Here is a 25,266-nt window from a genome sequence, read left to right as displayed (position 1 = left end):
CAAGGGATGCTTTTAGAATTGTCGATCCAAAATTTTGCGATTATTTCCAACTTGCACTTATCTTTCCATGAGGGAATGACGGCACTGACAGGTGAGACAGGTGCCGGGAAATCAATTATTATCGATGCGATGGGTTTGCTAGCAGGCGGTAGAGGTTCCAGCGACTATTTGCGTCAAGGAGCAGAGAAATGCCGTTTAGAAGGGATCTTCGAATGGCCGAATCAGCAGGAGTTCAAAGACTTGACCGCAGATTTAGGTATTGATGAAGAAGAAGTTTTGATCGTACAACGAGATATCTCTCAATCGGGGAAAAATATTTGTCGTGTCAATGGTCGAACCGTTACCTTGTCGGTTTTGCGTCAAATCGGTTTATTCTTGGTCGATATCCAAGGACAAAATGAGCATCAAGAGCTGCTGCAGCCAGAAAAACATTTGACCTTGATGGATGGGTTTGGGGATGATAGCTTTAAAGCGGAGCTTGCGGATTACCGTCAAGCCTATCAAAGCTATCGCTCTTTAGAAAAACACGTCAGGACCATTCAAGAAAATGAACAGCTATATGTCCAGCGAATGGACATGTTGCGTTTTCAACAAGAAGAAATCGCCCAAGCAGAATTGATGGAAAATGAAGAAGAACTGCTGATCGATGAACGAGAAAAACTGACCAATTATCAAAAAATCGTGGATGCTCTAGGGCAAAGCTATGGTGCCTTATCTGCCGAAGAAGTCAATAGCCTAGATGGGGTCAGTGTAGCTTTATCCGAGATCCAGTCAATCGCCCATCTTGATCCGGCTTACGAAAAAATCAGTGAAGCGATCCAAAGTGCGTATTACTTGTTGCAAGATGCAGCCACTGATATTTCGCGGCAAGTCGACAATCTTGAATTAGATGAAGGCCGACTGGAAGAAGTCATTTCGCGGCTGGAAACGATTCGTCAATTGAAGCGCAAATACGGGGAGTCGATTCCTGTGATTCTTGCTTACTATGATGAGATCAGTAAAGAAATCAGCGAGTCTGCCTATACAGAAGGTCAGTTGGAGCAATTAGAAGAAGAGCTTGCCCAAAAAGCTGAAGCAGTTTGGCAGCTGGCGGAAGCCTTGCACGTCAAACGACGTGAACTGGCTCATCGTTTAGAAAAAGAAATCGTTCAAGAGTTAAAAGAGCTGTACATGGAGCACGCACAATTTGAAGTACGGTTTGCACCTGGCTCAAAACAATTGAGTAGCAGCGGATTTGACACCGTAGAATTTTATTTGACCACAAATCCTGGTGAAGGCATGAAGCCGTTGGTGCGGGTTGCTTCTGGGGGAGAACTTTCACGGATCTTACTGGCCCTCAAATCAATTTTCTCTCGGAAACAAGGAATCACCAGTATTGTTTTTGACGAAGTTGATACTGGGGTCAGTGGCCGAGTAGCCCAAGCAATTGCTGAAAAAATCGCCAAGATCGCAGCCAATTCGCAAGTTTTGTGTATCACTCACTTGCCGCAAGTAGCTGCTGTAGCGGATAATCAATATTTTATTGAAAAAGCAATTCAAGAAGGACGGACAGAAACCCACGTCCGTAAACTATCTAAAGAAGAACGGGTGGCAGAGATCGCCCGTATGCTCTCAGGTGCAGAAATCACCGATTTAACGATCGAACATGCACGAGAACTATTGGCACTTGCACACCGATAAAAATTGGGAAACATTCGTAGAAAGATTCAGGAGATGATGGACCAGCAAGTTTCGTCTGCCATCCTTTCCTGATCTTCTTTTTTGCAGGAGGATATGATGAGAAAAAGAACAAAAGTTTTGATTGGTGTATTGGTCACCGTTGTTATTTTAACTATTGCCGGTTGGATCGGTTGGCAACAACTACACTACCCAGCAGTTGATGCTGCAGTCACAGCTGCGAAAGAGGCAGAAGATGAGGGGAATGTCCTTTATTTTGCTGGAGATGAAGAAAAGCCATTGGTCATTTTCTATCCCGGCGCCCTTGTCGATGCGGAAAGCTATAGTGTATGGGCAGCAGGTTTAGCGGAAAAAGGCTATCCTGTCGCGATCGTTAAAATGCCCTTTAACATGGCTGTTTTATCAGGCAATCGTGCAGAAGAGGTCTTGAAAGAAATTCCCCATAACTCCTATGTCATTGGTGGTCATTCATTAGGTGGGGTAATGGCGAGCCGTTTTGCAGCGAATCAATTGGCTGCAAACGACAAGGATTTAAAAGGGGTCTTTTTCTTCGCAAGCTATCCCGATGAAAAAGGGTCTTTGGCTGATCAGTCGATTTCTGTGCTATCGTTGACAGGGAGTCAAGATCAGGTGGTCAATCAAGAAAATTGGCAAGCTGCCCGCAGCTTCCTTCCAGAATCTACCACGTTCCAAACGATCGAAGGCGGCAATCATGCTGGCTTTGGTACCTATGGGTTACAAAAAGGAGAAGCCGCTGCTGATTTATCAAATGAAGCACAGCAAAAAGCCATCGTTGAGCAGATGGCTGCGTGGCTAAGTGAATTAGAGTAAAAAAAGACGGCAGAAGATGCATAGAAATGCTTCTTTCTGCCGTTTCGATTCAACAGACATTTTGGGGAAATGTTGATGAAATCGTGAAAACGCTGAACATAACAACATATTGTACTTGATTGGGGAAGCAAGATTAATAATTATGTTCTTTTAAAATACGTTTCCTCTCACAGTATAGCATAGCATACCTTCTGGATGCACGTAATTTAATTAAGAAATTCTGTCATTTTTTTTACGAAACAGTTATTTTGAGAAAGAAAAAAAGCGTTTTAAATAAACGAACGGACGCTGTTCCAGAAAAAAAAGCAAATAATAATTTTCATTAAATTCAACTAATGGTAAAATGAAAATAATTGATTTTTAAGATCAATGACTTACGAAAGTACAAGGAGCGTTATGATGAAAAAATTTAAACTTCTAAGTCCTATTATCGGATTGGTTATTTTACTCTCAGGATGTGCAAGCTGGGCAGATAGAGGAGAATCGATCACCGCAGTCGGTTCCTCTGCTTTGCAGCCGCTAGTAGAAACAGTTGCAGAAGAATTTCAAAACTCAAATCCAGGACGGTTCATCAATGTCCAAGGAGGCGGAAGCGGAACTGGACTAAGTCAAGTCCAAGCCGGTGCAGTCGATATCGGAAATTCTGATTTGTTTGCGGAAGAAAAGCCAGGAATCGATGCTGATGCCCTTGTTGATCATCGGGTGGCAACGGTGGGAATCACACCAATCGTTAACAAAGGAGTTGGTATCACAGACATTTCCACAGAAGATCTAAAAAATATCTTCTTAGGAAAGATCACCAATTGGAGCGAAGTCGGTGGAAATGATCTGCCAATCGTTTTATTGAACCGGGCGACAGGTAGTGGTACGAGAAGCACATTTGAAAAATGGATCATGGATGGCGAAACCGCTATTCCTTCTCAAGAGCAAGATTCTAGTGGGATGGTACGCTCGATCGTTTCTGATACACCAGGGGCTATTAGCTACGTTGCATTTTCTTATGTGACTGATGAAGTCAATGTCCTTTCAATTGATGGCGTTGAACCTACGATTGAAAATGTGACGACGAATGATTGGAAAGTTTGGGCGTATGAGCATATGTATACAAAAGGAGAACCAACCGGATTAACTGCTGAGTTTTTAGAATATATGCTTTCTGACGAAGTCCAAGAGCATATCGTTGGGGATCTAGGCTATATTCCAATTTCCATCATGCAGGTGGAAAGAGACTGGGAAGGCAATATTGTTGAATAATCTTTACACAAAATTTACACAAGCTTTAACAGAAATTGATGTTGAACCGATAAACTAATGGTTATGAGTTTAGTTTGATTTTTGAGGAGGAACCCTCGTGGAAAATGTAAAAGAAGTGTTAACAAAAAAATCTAAGCGCGCAAGAATGGAACAAAGAGGAAAACTAATCAGTTTTCTTTGTATCGCGTTGATTGTTTTGGTTGTGATCTCCATTTTTTATTTCGTTGCTAGCCGAGGATTAGCGACATTCTTTGTAGACAAAGTCAATGTGTTTGACTTTTTGTTTGGTACCCAATGGAATCCGAGTGCTGTGGGACCTGATGGACAACCGTTAGTTGGTGCCTTGCCGATGATTCTAGGATCGTTCTTCGTAACGTTCTTATCAGCGATCGTGGCAACACCTTTTGCCATCGGTGCAGCCGTCTTTATGGTAGAAATCTCACCTCGTAATGGAGAGAAGATCTTGCAGCCGGTCATCGAACTTTTAGTCGGTATCCCTTCAGTTGTTTATGGATTCATCGGTTTGTCTGTCGTTGTACCAGCAGTCCGCTCCGTTTTTGGCGGTACTGGTTTTGGGATCTTGGCAGGGACGTTTGTCCTGTTTATCATGATCTTACCGACAGTGACTACGATGACTGTCGACGCTTTGCGGGCAGTTCCACGGCATTATCGTGAAGCTTCGTTAGCTTTAGGTGCGACTCGCTGGCAAACGATTTACAAAGTTGTTTTACGAGCAGCTGTTCCTGGTATTTTAACAGCGGTTGTTTTTGGAATGGCGCGGGCGTTTGGTGAAGCATTGGCGATTCAAATGGTTATTGGTAATGCGGCATTGATGCCAACTAGCTTAGTGACACCAGCTTCAACATTGACTTCTATCCTAACGATGGGTATCGGAAATACGATCATGGGGACAGTCCAAAATAATGTTTTATGGTCATTAGCCTTGATCTTGTTATTGATGTCCTTACTATTTAACATTGTTATTCGCTTTATTGGGAAGAAAGGAGCCTTGAAATAATGAATGCAAAACGTTCAGATAAAATTGCTACCGGCGTCTTGTATGCCGTTGCTGGAATCATTGTTTTGATTTTGGCTTCCTTATTACTGTACATTTTGGTTCGGGGGGTTCCTCACATTAGCTGGGAATTTCTGACCTCTTCTTCAAAAGCGTATCAAGAAGGCGGCGGGATCGGCATCCAATTGTTCAATTCCCTTTACTTGCTTTTAGTAACAATGATCATTAGCTTCCCGATTTCTTTAGGAGCGGGGATCTACTTATCAGAGTATGCAAAGAAAAACTGGTTAACGGATATCATTCGGACATCGATCGAGATTTTGAGCTCACTGCCTTCAGTGGTTGTCGGTCTCTTTGGTTTCTTAGTCTTTGTTATTCAGTTTGGTTATGGCTTTTCAATTATTTCTGGTGCCTTGGCATTGACCTTCTTCAATTTGCCACTATTGACGAGAAATGTAGAAGAATCACTTCAAGCAATTCATTACACGCAACGTGAAGCAGGCTTGTCTCTTGGTTTGTCACGTTGGGAAACGGTCACACGCATCATTGTTCCAGAAGCAACACCAGGGATTTTGACTGGGGTCATTCTAAGTTCTGGTCGGATTTTTGGTGAAGCGGCAGCGCTGATCTATACTGCAGGACAAAGTGCACCGGCCCTTGATTTTACAAACTGGAATCCATTGAGTGTTTCCAGCCCGATCGGTCTTTTCCGACAAGCGGAGACGCTGGCAGTCCATATTTGGAAAATCAATACAGAGGGCACGATGCCTGATGGCGCACAAGTTTCAGCTGGAGCTTCGGCAGTATTGATCATTGCCGTCTTGCTATTTAACTTTGGCGCCCGTGCAGCTGGCAAACGGTTGTACAAGAAAATGACGTCAGCATAAGGAGAATGACAGTATGAACGATTACAATTGGGATGATCGAAATATCATTACCTTCGATAAACCAGAAGATGTGGCGCTTTATACCACTGACTTGCATGTATGGTATGGATCAAATGAAGCCATCAAAGGCATTGATCTACAATTTGAAAAGAATAAAATCACCGCATTGATCGGTCCCTCTGGTTGCGGAAAATCAACGTATCTGCGTTCCTTGAATCGAATGAATGACGGAATCGCAAATACGAGAGTCACAGGAAACATCATGTACAAAGGGGTCGACGTGAACACGAAAGAAGTCGATGTCTTCGAAATGCGTAAGCGGATCGGCATGGTTTTCCAACGACCAAACCCTTTCAGTAAATCGATCTATGACAACATCGCCTTTGCTTTGCGACGTCATGGAGAAAGAAACAAAAAGAAATTGGATGAAGCAGTCGAAACCAGCTTGAAACAAGCCGCACTTTGGGATCAAGTAAAGGACAGCTTAGACAAAAGTGCTTTGGCATTGTCCGGTGGACAGCAGCAACGTCTGTGTATCGCTCGAGCAATTGCGATGAAACCAGATATTTTGCTTCTAGATGAACCAGCTAGTGCCCTTGACCCCATCTCAACCGGGACAGTGGAAGAAACTCTTATCAACTTGAAAAACGACTATTCAATCATCATCGTGACCCACAACATGCAGCAAGCTGCTCGGATCAGCGATTATACCGCCTTTTTCTACTTAGGAAATGCGATCGAGTACGATGAGACCCGTAAGATATTTACTCGTCCAAAAATTAAAGCAACAGAAGATTACGTATCCGGTCATTTTGGCTGAGCCGATTCGATCAGTAAACGGAGGCAAAACAATGGCAGAAGAAATTATTACATCGAAAGATCTGCATTTATACTACGGAAAAAAAGAAGCATTAAAAGGAATCGACCTTTCCATCAAAAAAGGCGAGATCACTGCGATGATCGGTCCTTCAGGTTGTGGGAAATCGACCTACTTGCGTTCTCTTAATCGAATGAATGATTTGATCCCTGGTGTGACAATTACAGGAAGTGTTGTCTATAAAGGGAAAGACATTTATAGTCCGAAGCAAGACATCGTTGATTTGCGTAAAGAAATCGGGATGGTTTTTCAGCAACCGAATCCATTTCCCTTTTCAATTTACGAAAATGTGATTTATGGGTTAAAATTAAAAGGAGTCACGGACAAGGCGATTCTTGATAAGACGGTAGAGGAAAGCTTGAAAGCAGCGTCTGTCTGGGAAGATGTCAAAGATAAGCTTCACCAAAGTGCGCTATCTTTATCCGGTGGACAACAGCAGCGGGTATGCATCGCTCGGGTATTGGCTGTCGATCCAGAAATCATTTTGCTGGATGAACCAACCAGTGCGTTAGACCCAATTTCATCTGGGAAAATCGAGAATACCCTTTTGGCACTGAAAGAACGCTATACCATGATCATCGTGACTCACAACATGTCACAAGCTTCAAGAATCTCAGATAAAACCGCGTTCTTTTTGGACGGCAACTTGATCGAGTTTAATGACACGAAAAAAGTGTTCCTAAGTCCAAGCAAAAAAGAAACAGAAGATTATATCTCAGGAAGATTTGGTTAGGAGGAAAAGGGATGTTGCGTACACAGTTTGAAGAAGAATTATTAAATCTACACAATCAATTTTATGAGATGGGGATGCTAGTCAGCAGCGCGATCCACAAATCCGTACGAGCATATGTCAGACATGATAAAGCAATTGCTCAAGAAGTGATTGAAAATGATTTGGCGATCAACAATATGGAAGTTCGTTTGGAGAAAAAGAGCTTTGAAATGATTGCTTTGCAACAACCAGTAACCACCGATCTACGAATGATCATTACTGTAATGAAAGCCAGCTCTGACTTGGAACGAATGGGAGACCATGCAGTATCGATCGCGAAGTCAACGATTCGGGTCAAAGGTGAAACACGGATCGCCGAAATCGAAAAAGAAATTTCTGATATGTCGGATTATGTGAAGAAAATGGTCGATAATGTTTTAGTTGCCTATGTAAAAACTGACCAAGAAGATGCCCGTATGATTGCCCAAATGGATGATCGGGTCAATGAGTATTACAAAGACATCTATTACAAAACGATCGAGAGTATGAAAGAAAATCCGGAAACCGTTGTTAGTGGAACCGATTATTTATCTGTTGCACAGTACTTAGAACGTATCGGTGACTACGTAACGAATATTTGTGAATGGATCGTGTATCTTGCTACTGGGAAAATCAGTGAATTGAATACAAACCGTACGGAAATGATTTAAGAAACCAGCTTAGGTTCTTGATCACTTATCTCTTTTAAAAGAGATGGGACAGACCGCCGAAAGAAGTTGACCTTTAAGGAGTAACTTCTCTCGGCGGTCTTTTTGATTTGGAAGAATCACTGAAATAGATGACGTGAACAAGATAGACAAATTATAAAATGGCTTCCCTAAAGATGGACAATGGAAATCGATTCTATCGTACCCGAATTTTTCAAGTTGAACCTTCTGCTCTTTTCATCCCCGACCCGCAGTGAAATGAACAATAGATCATTTACTCTAGCAGGCCTATTCCTCAAGGCTGCTATTAGCTGAAACTTTTGTTTCCAATGGTTTTTCGTGGTACTGTTAAGATAAGGAAGATCGTTTTGTGCCTAAAGTAATGAAGAAAAGTGCCGGTTCTGCTTGCCAATCTGCAGATTGAGAAAAACTTGGTACTTAAGACCTATGACACTTTTGCAAAAACAAGGCATAATAGGTTCGTAAGCTAAACTTGCAATCACACATTTGCTGAAGGAGGCAATTTCCATGAACGAAAGAGAACGTATATTGGATCTAGTAAAAAAAGGTGTGCTTTCTACAGAAGAAGCCTTAGATTTACTAGAAGGTATGGCAAAAGCCAAAGACGAAAAACAAATTAACAAAGCTGCTGCTGAGGTAACCGCGGATAAGAATGCGACAAGCCCATTTGATGATACTGAAAATGACGATGAGATGTTCACGTTTGACGGCGAAGAAAAACTTCGTCAAAACGAAGCGCAAGACAAAGAAAATCTTGAAAAGATTCTTGATGGCTTAGCAACGGAAGCCAACCAAGCATCTGCTGAGTTGGACGAAATCAATGCTGAAATTCTTGGCGTCAAAGAAGAATTAAAAGAAGCGCAAGAAACTCTGATGCAATTGAATACCAAAGAAGAATTGGATCAATTGTCAGAAGAGGAATTGGCAACACGTCATGAAACAGAAGCGACCATTACTGGCTTAGAAGAAACGTTAGATGGCTTAACCGAAGAAAAAGCAGAATTGGAAGCAAAACTAAAAAATATTCGCAAAGACCAATGGTCTCAAACGAAAGAGAAAATCTCTCAAAAATTAGATATTCCAGAAGATTGGAAAGAGCAAGCGACCGATACTATCAATCAAGTAAGTGAAAAAATGGTCGATGCCAGCACCCACTTCGGACACTTCTTGAAGAAAACGGTTCGAGCAGTAACGGATTCTGTTAACGACAACATGGAATGGAAAGATATCAACTTGAAAGTTCCCGGTGTTGCAGCGACGAAATTTGAACACACATTCAGCTATGACGAAACGGCAGCGACATTGATCGATGTGAAGTTAGCCAACGGCAATGTTTCCTTCCAATTATGGGATGAACCAGGTGTCAAAGTAGATGCCAAAATCAAACTATATGGTAAAATGGATGCGGCGGAGCCTTTCGATGCTTTTGAAGCAAGAAGCCAAATCAATGTCGATGATGAACGCATCTCCTTCCAAATTCCAAACAAACGCATTCGTGCCGATCTGGTTTTCTATTTACCAAAACGTACCTATGATCATGTGGCAGTAAAACTATTGAACGGAAATGTTACATTCAATGAATTGGATGCAAAAGATGTTTATACAAAATCAACAAATGGCAATATCGATTTCCGCAAAGTAAACGCATCGATGTTAGAGATTGAAGGCGTGAATGGAACGATCACTGTTCAAGAGGGTGAGATTTTAGATGCCATCATCGAAACAGTGAATGGCGACGTGACGTTGACAGCCACACCACAAAACACCGGTATTTCTTTAGTAAACGGCAATATCCGTGTGACCTACAAAGAAGAAACGGTCCAAAAATTAAACGCCAGCTCTGTAAATGGCAATGTTAAAGTAGCATTACCTGCAGGGATCGGTTTTGAAGGGATCGCCAAAACAAGTTTAGGTAGCATTAACAATCGCTTAAGTGAGATGGAAGTTGTACGGGAGAAAAAAGAACGCCTAAACCAACTATTGCAATTCCGTCGGGTTGCCGATAAAGTCGCACAAATCGATCTATCCACAACAACAGGAAATGTCTTTATCAAAGATACAGATAAATAAGAATAGTTGAGTATACACTCATTAAAGAAAAGAAGGAAGGTGTAGATAAATGAACAAAAAATTAACAAAATCAGCCAATAACGTTGTCATTACAGGGACTCTAGGGGGTCTGGCAGAATACTTACGAATTGATCCAACTATCGTTCGCGTGATCTATGTCTTTCTATCTTTAGTGACTGCTGCGTTTCCTGGAATCACTTTATATATCATCATGGCGGTCTTGATTCCTTCAGGACGCAAGAGCACCTCAGGATATGGTCATGACAATCGATATTACAAACAAAACAAATACAATGAAGCAAATCGTCCCCGTAAAGAAGCGGAAAAGGTAGAGGATGAGGACTGGAGTGACTTCTAGTGTCTTATTTTCAACGGCTTATCATGAATACACTGACGTTTGTCACATTGGCGGTTCTATTACCAAATATGATCCACGTTCAAAGTATTATGACTGCAGTGATCGCCAGTTTTGTACTGTCGATCCTGAATGCTTTGATTAAACCAATTCTGATCGTCATTTCATTTCCATTGACTTTACTGACGCTTGGGTTTTTCACCTTTGTGATCAATGCGCTCATGCTGAATTTGACTTCGTATTTTGTTGGGTCAGCCAACTTCGGCTTTTCCTCGTTTGGGGCTGCTTTATTAGTGGCACTGATCATGTCAGTGATCAATATGATCGTGACCGAACACCATATCGAAAAATATTCACGTTAAAAAGACGTTTCACGTTTTCTCCTACTAGCTACGAAGCTAGTGGAGAAACGGAAACGTCTTTTTTTAGTTTAACTGTTCTTCTTTGATGGCTGACAGATACGTATCTACTGCCTGTAACGTTTCATCAAGCGCTCCTTTTTCAAAAGGTGAACGTAGATGAGCCAGAGCCAGGATCTCAAGAAATGTTTTCGTGCCGCCGACTTCGCAAATGGCCAAATAATCTTGCCAAGCGGTTTCGTCTTTTGCCACGATGAATCGATACCAAAATTGGAACGCACACACTTGTGCCAATGTGTAATCGATATAGTAGAAAGGTGATTCAAAAATATGCCCCTGTCTGAACCAATACAAGCCACGATCAAGGTCTGGATACTCTGAATAATCCCGTTCTGGACAGTATTGGCGCTCTAATTCCCGCCAACGGGCTTTGCGCTGTGATGGGGTCCATTCAGGATGCTCATAAACCTCTTGTTGGAAGTGATCCACTAAAACGCCATAAGGCAGAAATTGCAGGCTGCTAGCAAGATGCGCAAATTTGTATTTTTCTGTTTCTTCTTCGAAAAAGGCATCCATCCATGGCCAGGCGATAAACTCCATCGACATTGAATGGATCTCGCAAGATTCATAATTGGGAAAGAGAATTTCCGGTTCTTTGATCCAACGAGAGCGAAAGGCTTGAAAGGCGTGGCCAGCTTCGTGGGTCAAAACATCGACATCGCCCGAAGTACCGTTAAAGTTGGCAAAGATAAATGGCGCTTGATAGTCTTGGATAAAGGTACAGTAGCCGCCAGATTGTTTGCCTTTTTTGCTTAGTAGATCAAGTAGGTCATGCTCGACCATAAAATCAAAAAATTCGCCAGTTTCAGGGGATAGTTCCTGATACATCACACGGGCTTTTTCTACTAGTTCTTCAGGAGTTCCTTTAGGCTCTGCGTTACCACTAGGATAAACAAGTGGCAAGTCGGTAAAGGTTGCCTGAGTCAATTGATTACGCTGCGCCTGTCTTTGGTACAGCTTTTGGGTAATTGGGACGACTTTTTCTAAAATTTCCCGACGATAGGTCTCGATCATTGAACGATCATAGTCCCAACGATTCATTTGGGTATCCGCAAAGGCGACGTAATTTTCAAAGCCGAGCTTGTGGGCGATCTCGGTACGAACCTTGACCATCTCGTCATAAATTTGATCAAAACGGTCTTCATTTTCCGTGAAGAAAGCCGTTTGCTTTTCAAACGCTTCTTTACGAACGCTGCGATCTTTATTTTCGGTAAATGGTCGCAGTTGTGCGAGGGTATAGGTTTCTCCTTGGAAGTCGATTTGGGCAGAAGCGACCAATTTGCTGTAATCGGAAGCCAATTGGTTTTCTTTTTGAAACAATTCGATCAAGGCATCATCAAAAAGCTTCACGCGGCTTTCGGCAAACAAGAAAAGTGTTTCTGGATATTCGGCTTTTAATTCATCTAAGACCGGTGAAGCCAAGAGTGCTTGATAGAATTGAAAATCCAGAGCTTCAAAATGAGGCTGGTATTCATTCCAGAAAGTGTCTTCTGTTTCATAAAAGGCATCGTTGGTATCGATCGAATAACGGATCGAAGCCAAGTTCATTGCGGTATCGATCGTTCCTCTTAGTTCGTTCAAAGCATCAAGAGCTTGCTTCGCCTCCGAGAAGGTATCGGCTGACTGAAGGTTTGCTAATGCTTTTTTGAATGTTTCTTGATAGACTGGAAAATCAGGGCGTTGATACGTGTATGCTGAAAATTTCATTAAAAATCCCTCCTTAGTAAAATAATAACACAAACGAAAAAGAATGAGGACTTCTATTGGCGAAGGTAGTAACTTTACTGATAGAATGATAAAATAGAACCAGAGTGTCGTTTACAAGAAGCAGCGGCAAGAATCATTGAGAAAAGAGGGAAAACCTATGGCAGAAACCGTCAAAGTCAGCGAGCTGGCGGAGGCTTTAAATTTAGAGATAGTTGAAGGAACTGAAAACAGTTTAGAAAGAGAAATCATTACCGGCGATATTTCCCGACCTGGTTTGGAATTGACGGGTTATTTTAATTACTATTCCCATGATCGTCTGCAATTATTCGGCAGCAAAGAGATCACCTTTGCGGAACGAATGATGCCAGAAGAACGCTTGATGGTGATGCGCAAAATGTGTGCCGATGATACACCGGGATTTATTGTTTCTCGCGGCTTGGAAGTACCAGCAGAAATGCTTCAAGCCTGCAAAGAACATGAGATTACGATTCTACGTTCGCCCATCTCAACGTCACGTCTGCAAGGAGAGCTTTCTAGTTTTCTCGATGGGCGTTTAGCAACAAGAACCAGTGTCCATGGGGTATTAGTGGATGTCTATGGCTTGGGCGTTTTGATCCAAGGCGATAGCGGAATTGGTAAAAGCGAAACAGCATTAGAGTTGATCAAACGTGGGCATCGGTTGATCGCTGACGACCGTGTGGATGTGTATAAGCAAGATGAATTGACTTTGGTGGGGGAACCGCCGAAAATCTTGCAACACTTGATCGAGATCCGGGGAATCGGGATCATCGATGTCATGAATCTTTTTGGTGCCAGTGCCGTACGAGGGTATATGCAGGTTCAAGTAGCGGTGTATTTAGAAGCTTGGGCGAAAGACAAAAAGTATGATCGACTAGGAACCGATGATACGACGGTTGAAATTGGTGGCGTTGATGTACCACAAATCAAAATCCCCGTAAAAACTGGTCGAAATGTTGCGATCATTATCGAAGTTGCTGCCATGAATTTCCGGGCGAAAACGATGGGTTATGATGCAACGAAGACCTTTGAAAATCGATTGACGCAATTGATCGAAGAAAATTCTGGAAACTAGAGAGGATAAGATAGATGTTAGGTTTAGTAAATCGAGTCGCATTTGAACTATTTGGTTTGCCGATTTATTGGTATGCGATCATTATCGTATCAGGCGTGATCATTGCTATGTGGTTAAGCACGAGAGAGGCGGTTCGTGTCGGGCTCAAGCCAGATGATGTGACTGATTTTATGTTGATTGGATTGCCAGTATCGATCATTGGTGCACGGCTTTATTATATTCTATTTGACTTGCAATACTATATTGATGACCCAAGTCAAATTTTCAATATTCGGTCTGGTGGGATCGCTATCTATGGTGCATTGATCGCCGGGGGGATTTGGCTGTACTTTTTCTGCCAACGAAATTTTATTTCTCCCTGGACCTTTTTAGATATCGCCGCACCAAGTGTCCTATTGGCACAAGGCATCGGGCGTTGGGGCAACTTTATGAACCATGAAGCATTTGGAGCAGAAGTCAGCCGCTCCTTCTTAGAAAGTTTGTATATACCGAAATTTATTATCGATAATATGTATATCGACGAAGCGTATCGGCAGCCGACGTTTCTTTATGAATCGGTTTGGAATGTGATCGGATTTATCGTTTTGATTTTCTTGCGCAAGAAAACTGGGTTATTAAAAGAAGGCGAAGTTTTCTTGAGCTACTTAATTTGGTATGGGTTCGGACGCTTCTTTATTGAAGGAATGCGCACCGATAGTTTATACTTATTTGGGGATATCCGTGTGTCACAAGCACTTTCCGCTTTATTATTCTTTGGAGCGATTGGGCTATTGATCTGGCGTCGGAAAAACCAAACTTTAAAAGACTACAATCGCAGCTTTGGCAAAAACCAAACGATTATCTAAACAGTTATTTTATCGAAATTATGGTAAAATGATAAAGTGCATGAATTTGCGAAAAGGATAGAGGAGGTTTCCATAGTGAAACAGAAAATCGCCGTTTTAGGTCCCGGATCATGGGGGACTGCTTTGGCACAAGTCTTGTCTGAAAACGGACATGAAGTGACTATTTGGGGCAACAATCCCGCCCAAATCGATGAAATCAATACGTATCATACCAATCGGCATTATTTGCCTGATTTGAAATTACCTGAAAATATTTTAGGCTGCAAAAATCTAGAAGAGGCGATCCAAGGGGCAGATGCTGTCTTGTTTGTAGTACCAACCAAAGCGATTCGTGCCGTGGCACAAGAATTCACTAAGAAGACAACCGGTAAACCAGTCATCATCCATGCCTCAAAAGGATTAGAACAAGGCAGTCATAAACGAATCTCAGAAGTACTTGCCGAAGAGATCCCAGCCGATAAACGGCAAGAAATCGTTGTCCTGTCAGGACCATCACATGCCGAAGAAGTCGCTGTCCATGATATTACCACGATCACGGCAGCTTCAGAAAATGAATCGGCTGCTAAATATGTACAAGAGCTATTTATGAATGATTACTTTAGAATCTACACCAATAACGATGTGATCGGTGTCGAAACTGGCGCCGCGCTGAAAAACATCATCGCTATTGGTGCCGGAGCGATTGCTGGACTGGGCTTTGGGGATGATGCGAAGGCTGCGATCATGACCCGTGGGTTAGCAGAAATCAGTCGTCTCGGTGTGGCAATGGGTGCAAATCCATTAACCTTTATCGGATTGAGTGGTGTTGGCGATTTGATCGTCACGTGTACCAGTGTCCATTCGCGGAATTGGCGTGCCGGAAACCTATTAGGAAAAGGCCATAGCTTAGACGAAGTGTTAGACAATATGGGCATGATCGTTGAAGGAGTTTCAACCACCAAAGCTGCCCGCGAATTAGCAGAAGCTTTGTCAGTGGAAATGCCAATCACAGAAACGATTTATTCGGTCTTGTATGAAGGCAAAGACATCAAGCAAGCAGCTAAAGATATTATGCTGCGAGACGGCAAAGAAGAAAACGAATTTACGGTAGATCAATCATTATGATTAAAGGAGCGAGTCACATGAATGTCAAAAAAGCAGTTATCCCAGCAGCCGGTCTAGGTACCCGATTTTTACCAGCTACAAAGGCAATGGCAAAGGAAATGTTGCCGATCGTTGACAAACCAACGATCCAATTTATTGTGGAAGAAGCTTTACAATCAGGGATCGAAGATATTTTGATCGTAACAGGAAAAGCAAAGCGTCCGATCGAAGACCATTTCGATGCCAATTTAGAATTAGAGATGAATCTAAAAGAAAAAGGCAAGACAGAGCTTTTGAAATTAGTGGAAGAAACAACTGACGTAAATCTGCATTTCATTCGCCAATCTCATCCGAAAGGATTAGGCCATGCCGTATTACAGGCTCGGGCATTTGTCGGAAATGAACCGTTTGTAGTCATGCTAGGTGATGACTTGATGGAAGATCAAGTGCCATTGACGAAACAGCTGATCGATAATTATGAAAAAACGCATGCATCAACGATCGCTGTCATGGATGTTCCTCATGAAGATACATCAAAATACGGAATCATTGATCCTGGTATGGAAGTTGAAAAAGGTTTGTTCAATGTCAAAAACTTTGTTGAAAAACCAGCGCCAGAAAATGCGCCAAGTGATTTAGCAATTATTGGTCGCTACTTGCTGACCCCTGAAATTTTTGATATTTTAGCCAATCAGGAACCTGGTGCTGGCGGCGAGATCCAATTGACGGATGCCATCGACACATTAAACAAAACCCAACGCGTGTTTGCTCATCAATTTACCGGCAAGCGTTACGATGTAGGAGACAAATTTGGTTTCTTAAAAACAAGTATTGAGTATGGTTTAGTACACCCTGAAGTCAAGGACAACTTGAAAGAGTATTTGATCGAGTTAGGAAAAGAACTAGCTCCGGCTCAAAAAGAAGTCAAAGAAGCACCGAAAGAGTCAAAAAAATAACAAAAACTCCTAAACAAGGCAATTTCTGATGAAATTGCTTTGTTTTTTTATTATTTCCTGTTGAAAGCGGATAATTTTCTTAAAAATGCAGTCTTTTATTTGTAGAAAGTGCAGTGAAATGCTATTCTTAATATAAGTAAATGGGGAAAGGAGCCATTCTATGTCAGGAGGAGAACTAGCTGCATTGATTGCTGCGATCGCATTTGTCGTATTGGTCATTTTCGTCGTTCGTTTGTTGATGCAAGTCAGCAAGACAATGACCAAAGTAGACAAAACGGTCGAAGAAGCAAACACAACCATCCGTGTCATTACCAAAGACGTTGATATTCTTTCAAAAGAGGTTGAAGGTCTTTTGGTAAAAACGAATGAGCTTTTACAAGATGTGAACGGAAAAGTCGCAACCATCGATCCTTTGTTCACAGCAGTTGCAGATCTAAGTACCAGTGTTTCAGAACTAAATGTTTCTGGAAAAAATTTAATTACGCGCGTGGGTAGTCTTGGCCGGACCACTGCCAAAGCAACGGTAGCTGGAAAAGTCGGTCAAACAGCCATGAAATTTTTCAAAGACAAAAATAACCAAAAATAAAAGGAGGACTTTCAATGAGTAAAAAAGGCGGATTTTTATTAGGAGCAATCATCGGAGGAACAGCGGCAGCAGCAGCAGCACTTTTGTTGGCGCCAGAATCTGGTAAAACATTAAGAAATAAATTAGCAAAACAAGCAGACGATTTATTAGATAAAGCATCTGATTATGGTGATTTAGCCAAAGAAAGAAGTACGGATCTTGTCGATATCGCTAAAGATAAAGCAGCAAAATTAAGCGAGCAAGCATCTGACTTTACCGGTTCTTTAACAGCGAAAGTCGATGACTTAAAAGAAACAGCAGCTGGTTCATCAGAAGAAACCGTTGAAGAGTTAAAGAAACAAGCAGGTGACCTATCAGAACGCTTCAAAAAATCAGCAAGCGATGTGAAAGAAACAGCGAAAGATGCCAAAGAAGATGCAGATGATACAGTCCAAGATATCATCATTGATGCAAAATCTTCTGCAGCGGATATGAAACAAACCATCAAAGAAGGGGCACAAGAAGCAAAACCTGTAGTTGAAGAAGCCAAAAAAGACGGTCAAGCAGCCGCAGCTGATTTGAAAAAAGAAGCTGGAAAAGCAGCGGATGATGCAAAAAAAACAGCGAAAGCAGAAACAAAAGAAGCTAAAGCTGACTTGGAAGATGCCAAAGAAGAATTAAAAGATACATTAGAAAAAAACAATCCTGAAGCATAAGCAAGGGTACAAAATTTGATTGCTTTAAAAGATAAAAACGTTCGCCAGTTAAATCGGCGAACGTTTTTTGTGACTTCAGTAGCTATTCGTTTGATGCTTGGGTGATTTCCCAATCGCAAAGTTGATAGATCCAATCCCGCAGTTGACTGAATGGAAACCCAATTCCCTCAGCGAGAGCAACATTGATCGAATAAACAGGTGTACCATTGTAAGGGCCTTGATCACCTGTTTCTGAAAAGAGCGGGGAAAGACCGGTTTTTTCCGTTACGTATTGCAGCACTTCTTCTAAAGAAATCGTGCCTTTTGACGCACCGTTGATGGGTCCGGTGAAAGAGCTGGTACCTAAAAACGCTAAAAATTGGCCAGCTTCTTCAGCATCGACAAAGCCCATTTGATGCGTTAGATTATCGACAGCCATTGGCTTTTGCTTTATCAGATGGTCGATGTAAAAGGCAAAACGTTTTGTATAATCATCTGCACCGATCACGTAAGGAAAGCGGACAAAAACGGACGGAATCTGACTGTAGTTTTGGGTAAGAATCTCTTCAACGGTTCGTTTGCCTTCAGCATAATTGACTTCCTCAGAGTAGACAATTTTGACCGCTTCTTTGGCAGGGTCAAAATCCGTTTCTTTCAAATCGAAGTGCAGTTCATGATAGGCAGACATCGAACTAGTGACAATGTAGCGTTTGGGTGTGACATGACGCAGTAGAATCTCAATGTCGTTGGAAGTATAAGCAATATTGTCGTAAATAACATCATAGGTTTCTTGTGTCAACGTCGTTTTGATACTTTCTTCATCCGTGCGATCAAAGACAAGTCGGTTGACTTGATCGCCAAAAGAATCAGTCGTCTTCCCTCTGGTAGCGATCGTGACATCACAGCCTTGATCCACTAAAGATTGGACCAAATATTTACCGAAAAAACGCGTGCCGCCTAAAACTAACACTTTTTTACTCATAAGAACACTCCTTTTCATGTAATTCCAACATATTGCGCCGTTTCATTAAAAGAATCAAGATAAAATCAACAATTCTTTTGCAGTTTTGGTAAATGGTACACAGCCATCTGCAGTGACATAGATGCAATCTTCAATACGAACACCGACTTGATCTGGCAAATAAATCCCTGGTTCGATAGAGAAGCACATGCCTTCTTCAATCACTAAATCATTGCCAGTGATCAAAGAGGGGAACTCATGAACCGTGGTCCCGATGCCATGACCTAAACGATGGTTGAAGTAGTCGCCATAGCCATAACCCGTAATCACATCACGAGCGATCTTATCTAATTCTCCTGCAGTGATCCCAGGTTTAACTGCTGCTTGAGCGGCCAATTCCGCCTCTAAGACGATGTCATAAATTTTTCTTTGTAATGCAGTCGGTTCTTTATAGGCAACCGTTCTGGTTGCATCGCTGCAATACCCTTTCCAGATGACTCCTAAATCAAATAAGACGAGTTCATTAGCAGTCACTTTGCGATCCCCAGGTACGCCATGAGGACTTGCTGCATTGGCACCAGCTAATACGGTCGTATCGAAGGACATATGGGAAACCCCACGTTTTTTCAACTCGTACTCAATTTCTGCCACGATTTCCATTTCACTAACGCCTTCTTTGATGGCAGCAAACCCAACCTCAAAAGCAACATCTGCCCAGTTGCCGGCTTCTAGCAAGGTGTCAATCTCAGACGCGGTTTTTGTTAATTGCATTTTTTGAATCACCGGGGTCACATCTAAAGAAAAATCGGTTTTTGGCAAGAACCGTTTCAATGCTTCATAGCGCTCGACGGAAAGGTCATTTTTTTCTAGTGCCAAGGATGAAACCTCGTAACGAGAGTTCAATTCCTGACAGATTTTCGCCCAAGGGTCTTCACTATCGAGATAGCCGATAATGTCAAAGGGCCAACCGCTATTTTTTGCTTCTTCTACTTCCAGAGCTGGTGTGAAAAGAAAGGGATCTTTTCCAGGTGCGACAAACAAAGCAAGAACCCGTTCATGAGGTTCACTTTTAAAACCGGAAAAATAAGCGATCGTTGCTGGATTAGAAATATAGGCAACATCGGCGCCAGTGGTTTTCAGCCAGCCATTTAACTCATTGATTTTTTTATCATTCATTTGAAAAAACCTTCTTTCAAGTATTATTTTTCTATTTTATCATGCTTTCGAAGAGAATAGGGGTGGGGAAAGTAGGAAATTGCTAAGTTTTCATGAAAACAAAATTAAAACGGTTGCAAATACGGAAAAAATTTGCTATCCTAACAAAGAAATGTAAATAAGATTTTCTGAAAATAGAATAAGGGAGATATATCATGGAAAAACAAACAATTACGATTTATGATGTTGCACGGGAAGCGAATGTATCGATGGCAACTGTTTCACGGGTAGTCAACGGAAATCCAAATGTAAAACCAGCAACTCGTAAGAAAGTGCTGGAAGTGATCGACCGCTTGGATTATCGTCCAAACGCAGTTGCTCGAGGGTTGGCAAGTAAAAAGACCACAACTGTTGGTGTTATCATTCCTGATGTCAGCAATATGTTCTTCTCATCACTTGCTCGTGGGATCGATGATGTAGCGACCATGTATAAATACAATATCATCTTAGCCAACTCTGATGGCGATACGATGAAAGAAGTCAACGTATTGAACAACTTGTTAGCAAAACAAGTAGACGGCGTTATCTTCATGGGTCATCGCATCACGGATGAAATTCGCGGGGAATTCTCTCGCTCAAAAACTCCAGTCGTTTTAGCTGGTTCGATTGATCCTGATGAACAAGTAGGAAGTGTCAATATCGATTACACAGCAGCTGCCAAAGATGCTGTTTCGTTATTGGCGAAAAACAATCAAAAAATCGCTTTTGTCAGCGGTGCTTTGATCGATCCAATCAATGGCCAAAACCGCTTGAAAGGCTATAAAGAAGCCTTGAAAGAAAACAACCTTGACTATTCTGAAGGGTTGATCTTTGAATCACCATACAGCTTTAAAGAAGGCTTAGCATTAGTTGATCGCATCATCAACAGTGGTGCAACAGCAGCTTATGTTACAGACGATGAGTTAGCCATCGGCGTCTTAGATGGTTTGTTAGACAAAGGCGTTAAAGTTCCTGAGGATTTCGAGATCATCACCAGCAACAACTCATTATTGGCTGAAGCAGCTCGTCCACGCTTATCAAGTGTGACGCAGCCATTGTATGATATGGGTGCCGTTGCGATGCGTCTATTAACTAAAATGATGAACAAAGAAGATGTAGAACAAAAAACGATCGTCTTGCCTTACGGTATTTCAGAAAAAAGCTCTACGAAATAAGCAGCGATTTAATAAAAAGACTAGTGGAGCAACGCTTTGTTGTTCCACTTTTTGCTTCAACGATCGTTCGCGTGGGTAGAAAATCTATGGATTTTCTACCCACACTTTTTTTGTATAAAAAAACTGATCAGCACAAGGCTGATCAGTCATCATCATCATTTGTATTAGGTTGGTTATTTTCTTGCTCGTCATCGTCGTCATCATTTGCAGTAGGTGTAACATTGTTGGATGCGTTATTCGATGATGTATTCGACGAACGATTTGTTGAACGGCTAGAAGATGCTTTTTTCCAATAGTCAGCATAGTTTGCATCTGAACCACCGAGTCCAAATTTGAAATCGACCGTATCTGGTCCGCCAGTTGCCCAATAAGAAGTAACGGTACTACTTGGATTCGTATAGGTTCGATTATCGACTCGCACGGTTCCTCCTGGTTGGGTACCAGTAAACTTGGAAACTTGAGCTTTTTTGACATCACTAGAAAGTTCAAACTTCTGATTTACACCAAAGACTTCTTGGTTTGTTTGATAGATACGATTGATCAAGTAAGCCATGTAATTGGCTGTCCGAGTTCCTGCTGCACTATCGGTAGCTTTATTGTCATCCCGCCCTGACCAGCTGCTGATTGTGATCGATGGGGTGGAAACGACTAGCCAAGAGTCAGACCAATTATTGGTAGACCCAGTTTTACCGACCCAATCGGCATTCCCGAGGTTCCAATCTAATCCGCTGATAACCGATTTAAAGGAACTGGTTTTTTGCTCATCGATAACACTACGCATCATGTCGGTCATAATGGAAGCTGTCGCTTCAGAAAAGACTTGGACCGGTTTGGCTTCATGCTGATAAAGCACTTCGCCTTCATTATCCTTGATTGATTCGATGATGTAGCCTTGCTGATAGACACCGTTATTGGCAAATGTTTGGAAGCCATTTGTTTGATTCAACACTGTGACATCGGTAACCCCTAATGGCGCTGATTCATATGCCCAGCTGTTATCTTCAGGATAGCCCATTTTGCTCAAATAATTTGAATAGGCATAAAAATGATCGCCTTCTTTTTCCCACAGATCTTGGAAAATATTTGTCGCTGCGATATTACTGGAAACTTCCAATGATTCGCGAATCGACATAAAAGTATTGGTTCCACGATTTGTGGCATTGACGATCGGCTCACCGGCGTTTTCTCCTGTCCGCCATTTTGCGGCATAATCAGAAACCATTGATTCAGAGCCCATCAAGCCACTTTCGATCGCCGGTCCGTAAACCAGCATTGGTTTGATACTTGAACCTGCTTGGCGTTTAGCATCAAAGGCATGGTTGAATTGATTGTCAGCATAGTTACGACCACCAATAAAGCCTAATACTTTCCCGGTGGCATTGTCCATCATGACGTTGCCGACTTCGATGGTGGAGTCGCCCCAGTTGTCTAACATATAGCCGTATTTATCGACGGCATCTTGCATTGCATTATAAATATCTTTATCGATCGTTGATGTGACGGTATAGCCACCATTAACCAGTTTTTGCTGCGCCAATTCGAAGTATTTTTGGTAGGTTTCGTCTTTGGCATATTCTTCGTCACTGACATCATCTTCATCTGCCAGCTGTTTGGCAATAATGTCTTTTGCTTCATTTAACACAGTGTAATAAAGGAAGCTTTGATCCGTTTGTTCAATGGCTTCTTGTTTTTTGAAGTCTTGCTTCAAGTCATAATTAAGCGCCTCTTCGTATTCTTCTTTCGTAATATCGTGGTTACGATACATACTGAAGAGCACGAAGTCTTTCCGCTCTAAGCCAGCGGTCAAGTTTTCCTTGATCTCGCCCGTATTTGTATAAGGGCTGTAGACGATCGGGCTTTGTGGCAGACCCGCAATAAAGGCTGCTTGCGGTAAAGACAGGTCAGCTGCGTTAACGCCAAAAATTCCTTGCGCCGCTTCTTGCACACCTGCGATATTTTGCCCTTTATTGTTCCGGCCAAAAGGGGAGATGTTTAGATACATGGTGACGATCTCATCTTTATCGAAAAATTTCTCCACTTCCATGGCTAATAAAATCTCATTGGCTTTGCGTTTGAAGGTCGTTTCACTGGAAAGGATTTGTTGTTTCACCAGCTGCTGGGTCAAAGTGGAACCCCCGCTGCCGCCAAAGCCTGTCGCTTCGGATAATAACGCCCGCACGACTGCTTTTGGTACGACCCCATTATGAATATTAAAATATTCGTCCTCTGTTGCGATGATCGCTTTTTTCAAGTAGTCTGAAATTTGATCGGAATTAACCGACGTTCGCATCAGATCTGAGCGAATCGTTGCGATTTTACTGCCATCAGCGTATGCGAGTTGAGAAGTCTCTGTGATGTCGGTCAGTTCTTTCTGCAACTCATCTTTAGAAGGAGCTGCGGTATCTTCCACAAGAAAAGCAAAGTAGCCGGCACCGATCCCTAAAGCTAAAGAACCGCCTAGCACCAGTAAAGAAATAGCCACTAAGAACAAGGCATGTAAAACCCTAAGACTGATATTGAAATAGAACCAGCCTCTATTTTTGTTTTCTGTATTCTTTTGATTTTTCGTTTTCTGGGACAAAAAGAGTCACCTCAATAAATTAGAATAGATTCCGTGTAATTATAGCAAAAAACAAGGCGCTTGGGTAGCACCCTATCTGTTATCGAAAGAAGTGTGCGAGAAAATGCCAGTTGGTATTTGTATTGAACCAGCGATAATAAGGGAAAACGAACAGATTTGCCTAAAAGTTTCTTTTTTGGTAAAGGACTTTGAGAGAAAGACTTTTCATTGCCCTCTTTTTCAGTTAAGATGAACAATGAAGCAATTATTAGGAGGAGAAAGAATGAGTACAGACTTTTTTGAAGAACTAAAGCAACGCGGATTAGTTCATCAGACCACAGACGAAGCAGCCTTGACCAAACAATTAAATGAAGAGTCTGTGAAACTATATATCGGCTTTGATCCTACCGCAGATAGCCTGCATATTGGTCATTTATTGCCTATTTTGATGTTGCGCCGTTTCCAACAAAACGGACATGTGCCGATCGCATTAGTTGGTGGCGGTACAGGAATGATCGGTGACCCATCCTTTAAAGATCAAGAACGTCAATTAAACACATTAGATACCGTTTTGGAATGGTCACAAAGTATCAAAAGCCAATTATCTCGCTTTATTGATTTTGATGACCAAGAAAATCCTGCCATCATTGCCAATAACTATGAATGGTTAGGGGAATTGAAACTGATTGATTTCTTACGGGACACGGGGAAAAACTTTACCATCAACTACATGATGAGCAAAGAAAGTGTCAAACGTCGGATCGAAACAGGAATTTCCTACACGGAATTTGCATACCAGCTTTTACAAGCCTATGACTTTTTGAACCTTTACGACAACCACGGTTGCTTGTTGCAATTAGGTGGTAGCGATCAATGGGGGAATATCACTTCTGGAATCGAATTATTGCGTCGTGAGCGTGAAGTCCAAGGGTTCGGTTTGACTATGCCATTGATCACAAAAGCAGATGGAACGAAATTTGGGAAAACAGAAGGCAATGCGGTTTGGCTAGATGCCAAGAAAACAACGCCTTACGAGTTCTACCAATTCTGGATCAATACGGATGATCGTGATGCAGTCAAATTCTTGAAATATTTCACCTTCTTATCATTAGAAGAAATCGCTGCGATCGAAGCTGAATTTAACGCTGCACCAGAATCTCGAGCAGCACAAAAAGCTTTGGCAAAAGAAGTCACTACTTTGGTTCATGGGGCAGAGGCTTATGAACAAGCCGTACGCATCTCAGCAAGTTTATTCAGCGGCAATATCAAAGAATTGAACGCTGAAGAGATCGAACAAGGCTTTAAAGGGGTTCCTAGTCATCAGGTAACAGCGGATGATTCTTTGAACATCGTTGAAGTGTTGACGACTGCTAAAATCGAACCATCAAAACGTCAAGCAAGAGAAGACGTACAAAATGGGGCCATCTACATCAATGGGGAACGCGTCCAAGACCTAACGTACGAGATCCAAGCAAGTGATCGGATCGGTGGAAAATACGTCGTGATTCGTCGTGGCAAGAAAAAATATTTCTTATTAACATTTTAATCGCAAAAAGCGAACCGACCTGTTGGTTCGCTTTTTTTCAAATTTTTGTAGAGGAAGGGTC

23 protein-coding genes are annotated in these 25,266 nt (G+C 42.0%); 19 read left to right on the top strand and 4 right to left on the bottom strand.

Translation table 11 applies throughout. The features are described from left to right. Nucleotides 1-6 precede the first annotated feature (6 nt). The 11 genes from recN to IGJ26_RS09775 all read left to right on the top strand — a co-directional run bounded on the left by recN (nucleotide 7) and on the right by IGJ26_RS09775 (nucleotide 10,768). Nucleotides 7-1,680: a DNA repair protein RecN gene (gene recN, locus IGJ26_RS09825; RefSeq protein WP_087663984.1), complete on the top strand. Its 1,674-nt coding sequence runs from the start codon at nucleotides 7-9 to the stop codon at nucleotides 1,678-1,680. 96 nt (nucleotides 1,681-1,776) lie between these two features. After that, nucleotides 1,777-2,508 (top strand): alpha/beta hydrolase, encoded by a 732-nt coding sequence (locus tag IGJ26_RS09820; RefSeq protein ID WP_008378480.1) that lies wholly within the window; start codon nucleotides 1,777-1,779, stop codon nucleotides 2,506-2,508. A 399-nt stretch (nucleotides 2,509-2,907) separates the two neighbouring features. Continuing rightward, entirely contained in the window at nucleotides 2,908-3,762 is an 855-nt protein-coding gene (locus IGJ26_RS09815) for a phosphate ABC transporter substrate-binding protein PstS (RefSeq protein WP_008378479.1), read from the top strand. Between the two features lie 97 nt (nucleotides 3,763-3,859). Beyond that, the gene (gene pstC / locus IGJ26_RS09810) at nucleotides 3,860-4,780 is read left to right on the top strand and encodes a phosphate ABC transporter permease subunit PstC (protein ID WP_005235375.1); all 921 of its coding nucleotides are present in this window, start codon (nucleotides 3,860-3,862) and stop codon (nucleotides 4,778-4,780) included. Then, the gene (pstA, locus tag IGJ26_RS09805) at nucleotides 4,780-5,664 is read left to right on the top strand and encodes a phosphate ABC transporter permease PstA (protein ID WP_008378478.1); all 885 of its coding nucleotides are present in this window, start codon (nucleotides 4,780-4,782) and stop codon (nucleotides 5,662-5,664) included. Before pstC ends, pstA begins: the two co-directional genes overlap by 1 nt. Before the next feature lie 13 nt (nucleotides 5,665-5,677). Then, entirely contained in the window at nucleotides 5,678-6,484 is an 807-nt protein-coding gene (pstB, locus tag IGJ26_RS09800; protein WP_005225783.1) for a phosphate ABC transporter ATP-binding protein PstB, read from the top strand. A gap of 31 nt (nucleotides 6,485-6,515) precedes the next feature. Then, nucleotides 6,516-7,274: a phosphate ABC transporter ATP-binding protein PstB gene (gene pstB, locus IGJ26_RS09795; RefSeq protein WP_005235379.1), complete on the top strand. Its 759-nt coding sequence runs from the start codon at nucleotides 6,516-6,518 to the stop codon at nucleotides 7,272-7,274. An 11-nt stretch (nucleotides 7,275-7,285) separates the two neighbouring features. Further along, a complete protein-coding gene (gene phoU / locus IGJ26_RS09790) occupies nucleotides 7,286-7,963 on the top strand; it encodes a phosphate signaling complex protein PhoU (protein WP_008378477.1) in 678 nt (225 codons plus the stop codon). Nucleotides 7,964-8,488: 525 nt separating this feature from the next. Continuing rightward, nucleotides 8,489-10,051, top strand: coding sequence for a daptomycin-sensing surface protein LiaX (gene liaX / locus IGJ26_RS09785; RefSeq protein WP_016612240.1), 1,563 nt, complete (start codon nucleotides 8,489-8,491; stop codon nucleotides 10,049-10,051). A gap of 49 nt (nucleotides 10,052-10,100) precedes the next feature. Then, complete coding sequence (locus IGJ26_RS09780) at nucleotides 10,101-10,409, top strand: PspC domain-containing protein (protein ID WP_086332457.1); 309 nt, start codon at nucleotides 10,101-10,103, stop codon at nucleotides 10,407-10,409. Continuing rightward, a complete protein-coding gene (locus IGJ26_RS09775) occupies nucleotides 10,409-10,768 on the top strand; it encodes a phage holin family protein (RefSeq protein ID WP_005225788.1) in 360 nt (119 codons plus the stop codon). Before IGJ26_RS09780 ends, IGJ26_RS09775 begins: the two co-directional genes overlap by 1 nt. 63 nt (nucleotides 10,769-10,831) lie before the next feature. Here the strand turns inward: IGJ26_RS09775 and IGJ26_RS09770 are convergent, their stop codons facing one another. Beyond that, nucleotides 10,832-12,532 carry a M3 family oligoendopeptidase gene (locus IGJ26_RS09770; RefSeq protein WP_194199653.1) on the bottom strand — a complete coding sequence of 567 codons (1,701 nt, stop codon included), beginning with the start codon at nucleotides 12,530-12,532 and terminating at the stop codon, nucleotides 10,832-10,834. Between the two features lie 157 nt (nucleotides 12,533-12,689). Here IGJ26_RS09770 and hprK point away from each other — a divergent pair, with 157 nt between their 5' ends. The 6 genes from hprK (at nucleotide 12,690) to IGJ26_RS09740 (ending at nucleotide 17,790) form a co-directional block, all read left to right on the top strand. Next, nucleotides 12,690-13,625, top strand: a complete 936-nt coding sequence (hprK, locus tag IGJ26_RS09765) for an HPr(Ser) kinase/phosphatase (protein WP_194199652.1) — start codon at nucleotides 12,690-12,692, stop codon at nucleotides 13,623-13,625. Nucleotides 13,626-13,639: 14 nt separating this feature from the next. Beyond that, on the top strand, nucleotides 13,640-14,470 hold the full coding sequence (gene lgt, locus IGJ26_RS09760; protein WP_005235390.1) for a prolipoprotein diacylglyceryl transferase: 831 nt from the start codon (nucleotides 13,640-13,642) through the stop codon (nucleotides 14,468-14,470). A 75-nt stretch (nucleotides 14,471-14,545) separates the two neighbouring features. Continuing rightward, nucleotides 14,546-15,574: an NAD(P)H-dependent glycerol-3-phosphate dehydrogenase gene (locus tag IGJ26_RS09755; protein ID WP_008378474.1), complete on the top strand. Its 1,029-nt coding sequence runs from the start codon at nucleotides 14,546-14,548 to the stop codon at nucleotides 15,572-15,574. A 17-nt stretch (nucleotides 15,575-15,591) separates the two neighbouring features. Continuing rightward, nucleotides 15,592-16,509, top strand: a complete 918-nt coding sequence (galU, locus tag IGJ26_RS09750; protein WP_008378473.1) for a UTP--glucose-1-phosphate uridylyltransferase GalU — start codon at nucleotides 15,592-15,594, stop codon at nucleotides 16,507-16,509. A gap of 160 nt (nucleotides 16,510-16,669) precedes the next feature. Further along, the gene (locus IGJ26_RS09745) at nucleotides 16,670-17,095 is read left to right on the top strand and encodes a DUF948 domain-containing protein (RefSeq protein ID WP_005235398.1); all 426 of its coding nucleotides are present in this window, start codon (nucleotides 16,670-16,672) and stop codon (nucleotides 17,093-17,095) included. A 14-nt stretch (nucleotides 17,096-17,109) separates the two neighbouring features. Further along, nucleotides 17,110-17,790: a YtxH domain-containing protein gene (locus IGJ26_RS09740; RefSeq protein WP_194199651.1), complete on the top strand. Its 681-nt coding sequence runs from the start codon at nucleotides 17,110-17,112 to the stop codon at nucleotides 17,788-17,790. A gap of 82 nt (nucleotides 17,791-17,872) precedes the next feature. Here IGJ26_RS09740 and IGJ26_RS09735 read toward each other — a convergent pair whose 3' ends face one another. Continuing rightward, complete coding sequence (locus IGJ26_RS09735) at nucleotides 17,873-18,751, bottom strand: NAD-dependent epimerase/dehydratase family protein (RefSeq protein ID WP_034878512.1); 879 nt, start codon at nucleotides 18,749-18,751, stop codon at nucleotides 17,873-17,875. 54 nt (nucleotides 18,752-18,805) lie between these two features. After that, on the bottom strand, nucleotides 18,806-19,906 hold the full coding sequence (locus IGJ26_RS09730; RefSeq protein ID WP_061054258.1) for a M24 family metallopeptidase: 1,101 nt from the start codon (nucleotides 19,904-19,906) through the stop codon (nucleotides 18,806-18,808). A gap of 194 nt (nucleotides 19,907-20,100) precedes the next feature. Between IGJ26_RS09730 and ccpA the strand changes: the two genes are divergently transcribed. After that, entirely contained in the window at nucleotides 20,101-21,099 is a 999-nt protein-coding gene (gene ccpA, locus IGJ26_RS09725; protein WP_008378470.1) for a catabolite control protein A, read from the top strand. A gap of 142 nt (nucleotides 21,100-21,241) precedes the next feature. Here ccpA and IGJ26_RS09720 read toward each other — a convergent pair whose 3' ends face one another. Beyond that, nucleotides 21,242-23,680, bottom strand: coding sequence for a transglycosylase domain-containing protein (locus IGJ26_RS09720; protein WP_005235408.1), 2,439 nt, complete (start codon nucleotides 23,678-23,680; stop codon nucleotides 21,242-21,244). Between the two features lie 262 nt (nucleotides 23,681-23,942). Between IGJ26_RS09720 and tyrS the strand changes: the two genes are divergently transcribed. Further along, nucleotides 23,943-25,205, top strand: coding sequence for a tyrosine--tRNA ligase (tyrS, locus tag IGJ26_RS09715; protein WP_008378466.1), 1,263 nt, complete (start codon nucleotides 23,943-23,945; stop codon nucleotides 25,203-25,205). Nucleotides 25,206-25,266 lie beyond the last annotated feature (61 nt).

The organism is Enterococcus sp. AZ095a (assembly GCF_050546735.1).
GTDB classification, from domain to species: domain Bacteria; phylum Bacillota; class Bacilli; order Lactobacillales; family Enterococcaceae; genus Enterococcus_D; species Enterococcus_D entomosocium.
This window is presented reverse-complemented; position numbering and strand designations above follow the sequence as displayed.

Excerpts from the sequence above, each read along its gene's own strand:
- IGJ26_RS09745 (WP_005235398.1), top strand. The coding sequence starts at position 16,670 with ATGTCAGGAGGAGAACTAGCTGCATTGATTGCTGCGATCGCATTTGTC.
- IGJ26_RS09730 (WP_061054258.1), bottom strand. The coding sequence starts at position 19,906 with ATGAATGATAAAAAAATCAATGAGTTAAATGGCTGGCTGAAAACCACT.
- IGJ26_RS09770 (WP_194199653.1), bottom strand. The coding sequence starts at position 12,532 with ATGAAATTTTCAGCATACACGTATCAACGCCCTGATTTTCCAGTCTAT.
- IGJ26_RS09740 (WP_194199651.1), top strand. The coding sequence starts at position 17,110 with ATGAGTAAAAAAGGCGGATTTTTATTAGGAGCAATCATCGGAGGAACA.
- phoU (WP_008378477.1), top strand. The coding sequence starts at position 7,286 with ATGTTGCGTACACAGTTTGAAGAAGAATTATTAAATCTACACAATCAA.
- liaX (WP_016612240.1), top strand. The coding sequence starts at position 8,489 with ATGAACGAAAGAGAACGTATATTGGATCTAGTAAAAAAAGGTGTGCTT.
- recN (WP_087663984.1), top strand. The coding sequence starts at position 7 with ATGCTTTTAGAATTGTCGATCCAAAATTTTGCGATTATTTCCAACTTG.
- hprK (WP_194199652.1), top strand. The coding sequence starts at position 12,690 with ATGGCAGAAACCGTCAAAGTCAGCGAGCTGGCGGAGGCTTTAAATTTA.
- galU (WP_008378473.1), top strand. The coding sequence starts at position 15,592 with ATGAATGTCAAAAAAGCAGTTATCCCAGCAGCCGGTCTAGGTACCCGA.
- tyrS (WP_008378466.1), top strand. The coding sequence starts at position 23,943 with ATGAGTACAGACTTTTTTGAAGAACTAAAGCAACGCGGATTAGTTCAT.
- pstB (WP_005235379.1), top strand. The coding sequence starts at position 6,516 with ATGGCAGAAGAAATTATTACATCGAAAGATCTGCATTTATACTACGGA.
- pstA (WP_008378478.1), top strand. The coding sequence starts at position 4,780 with ATGAATGCAAAACGTTCAGATAAAATTGCTACCGGCGTCTTGTATGCC.
- IGJ26_RS09820 (WP_008378480.1), top strand. The coding sequence starts at position 1,777 with ATGAGAAAAAGAACAAAAGTTTTGATTGGTGTATTGGTCACCGTTGTT.
- lgt (WP_005235390.1), top strand. The coding sequence starts at position 13,640 with ATGTTAGGTTTAGTAAATCGAGTCGCATTTGAACTATTTGGTTTGCCG.
- IGJ26_RS09815 (WP_008378479.1), top strand. The coding sequence starts at position 2,908 with ATGAAAAAATTTAAACTTCTAAGTCCTATTATCGGATTGGTTATTTTA.
- IGJ26_RS09780 (WP_086332457.1), top strand. The coding sequence starts at position 10,101 with ATGAACAAAAAATTAACAAAATCAGCCAATAACGTTGTCATTACAGGG.
- IGJ26_RS09735 (WP_034878512.1), bottom strand. The coding sequence starts at position 18,751 with ATGAGTAAAAAAGTGTTAGTTTTAGGCGGCACGCGTTTTTTCGGTAAA.
- ccpA (WP_008378470.1), top strand. The coding sequence starts at position 20,101 with ATGGAAAAACAAACAATTACGATTTATGATGTTGCACGGGAAGCGAAT.
- pstB (WP_005225783.1), top strand. The coding sequence starts at position 5,678 with ATGAACGATTACAATTGGGATGATCGAAATATCATTACCTTCGATAAA.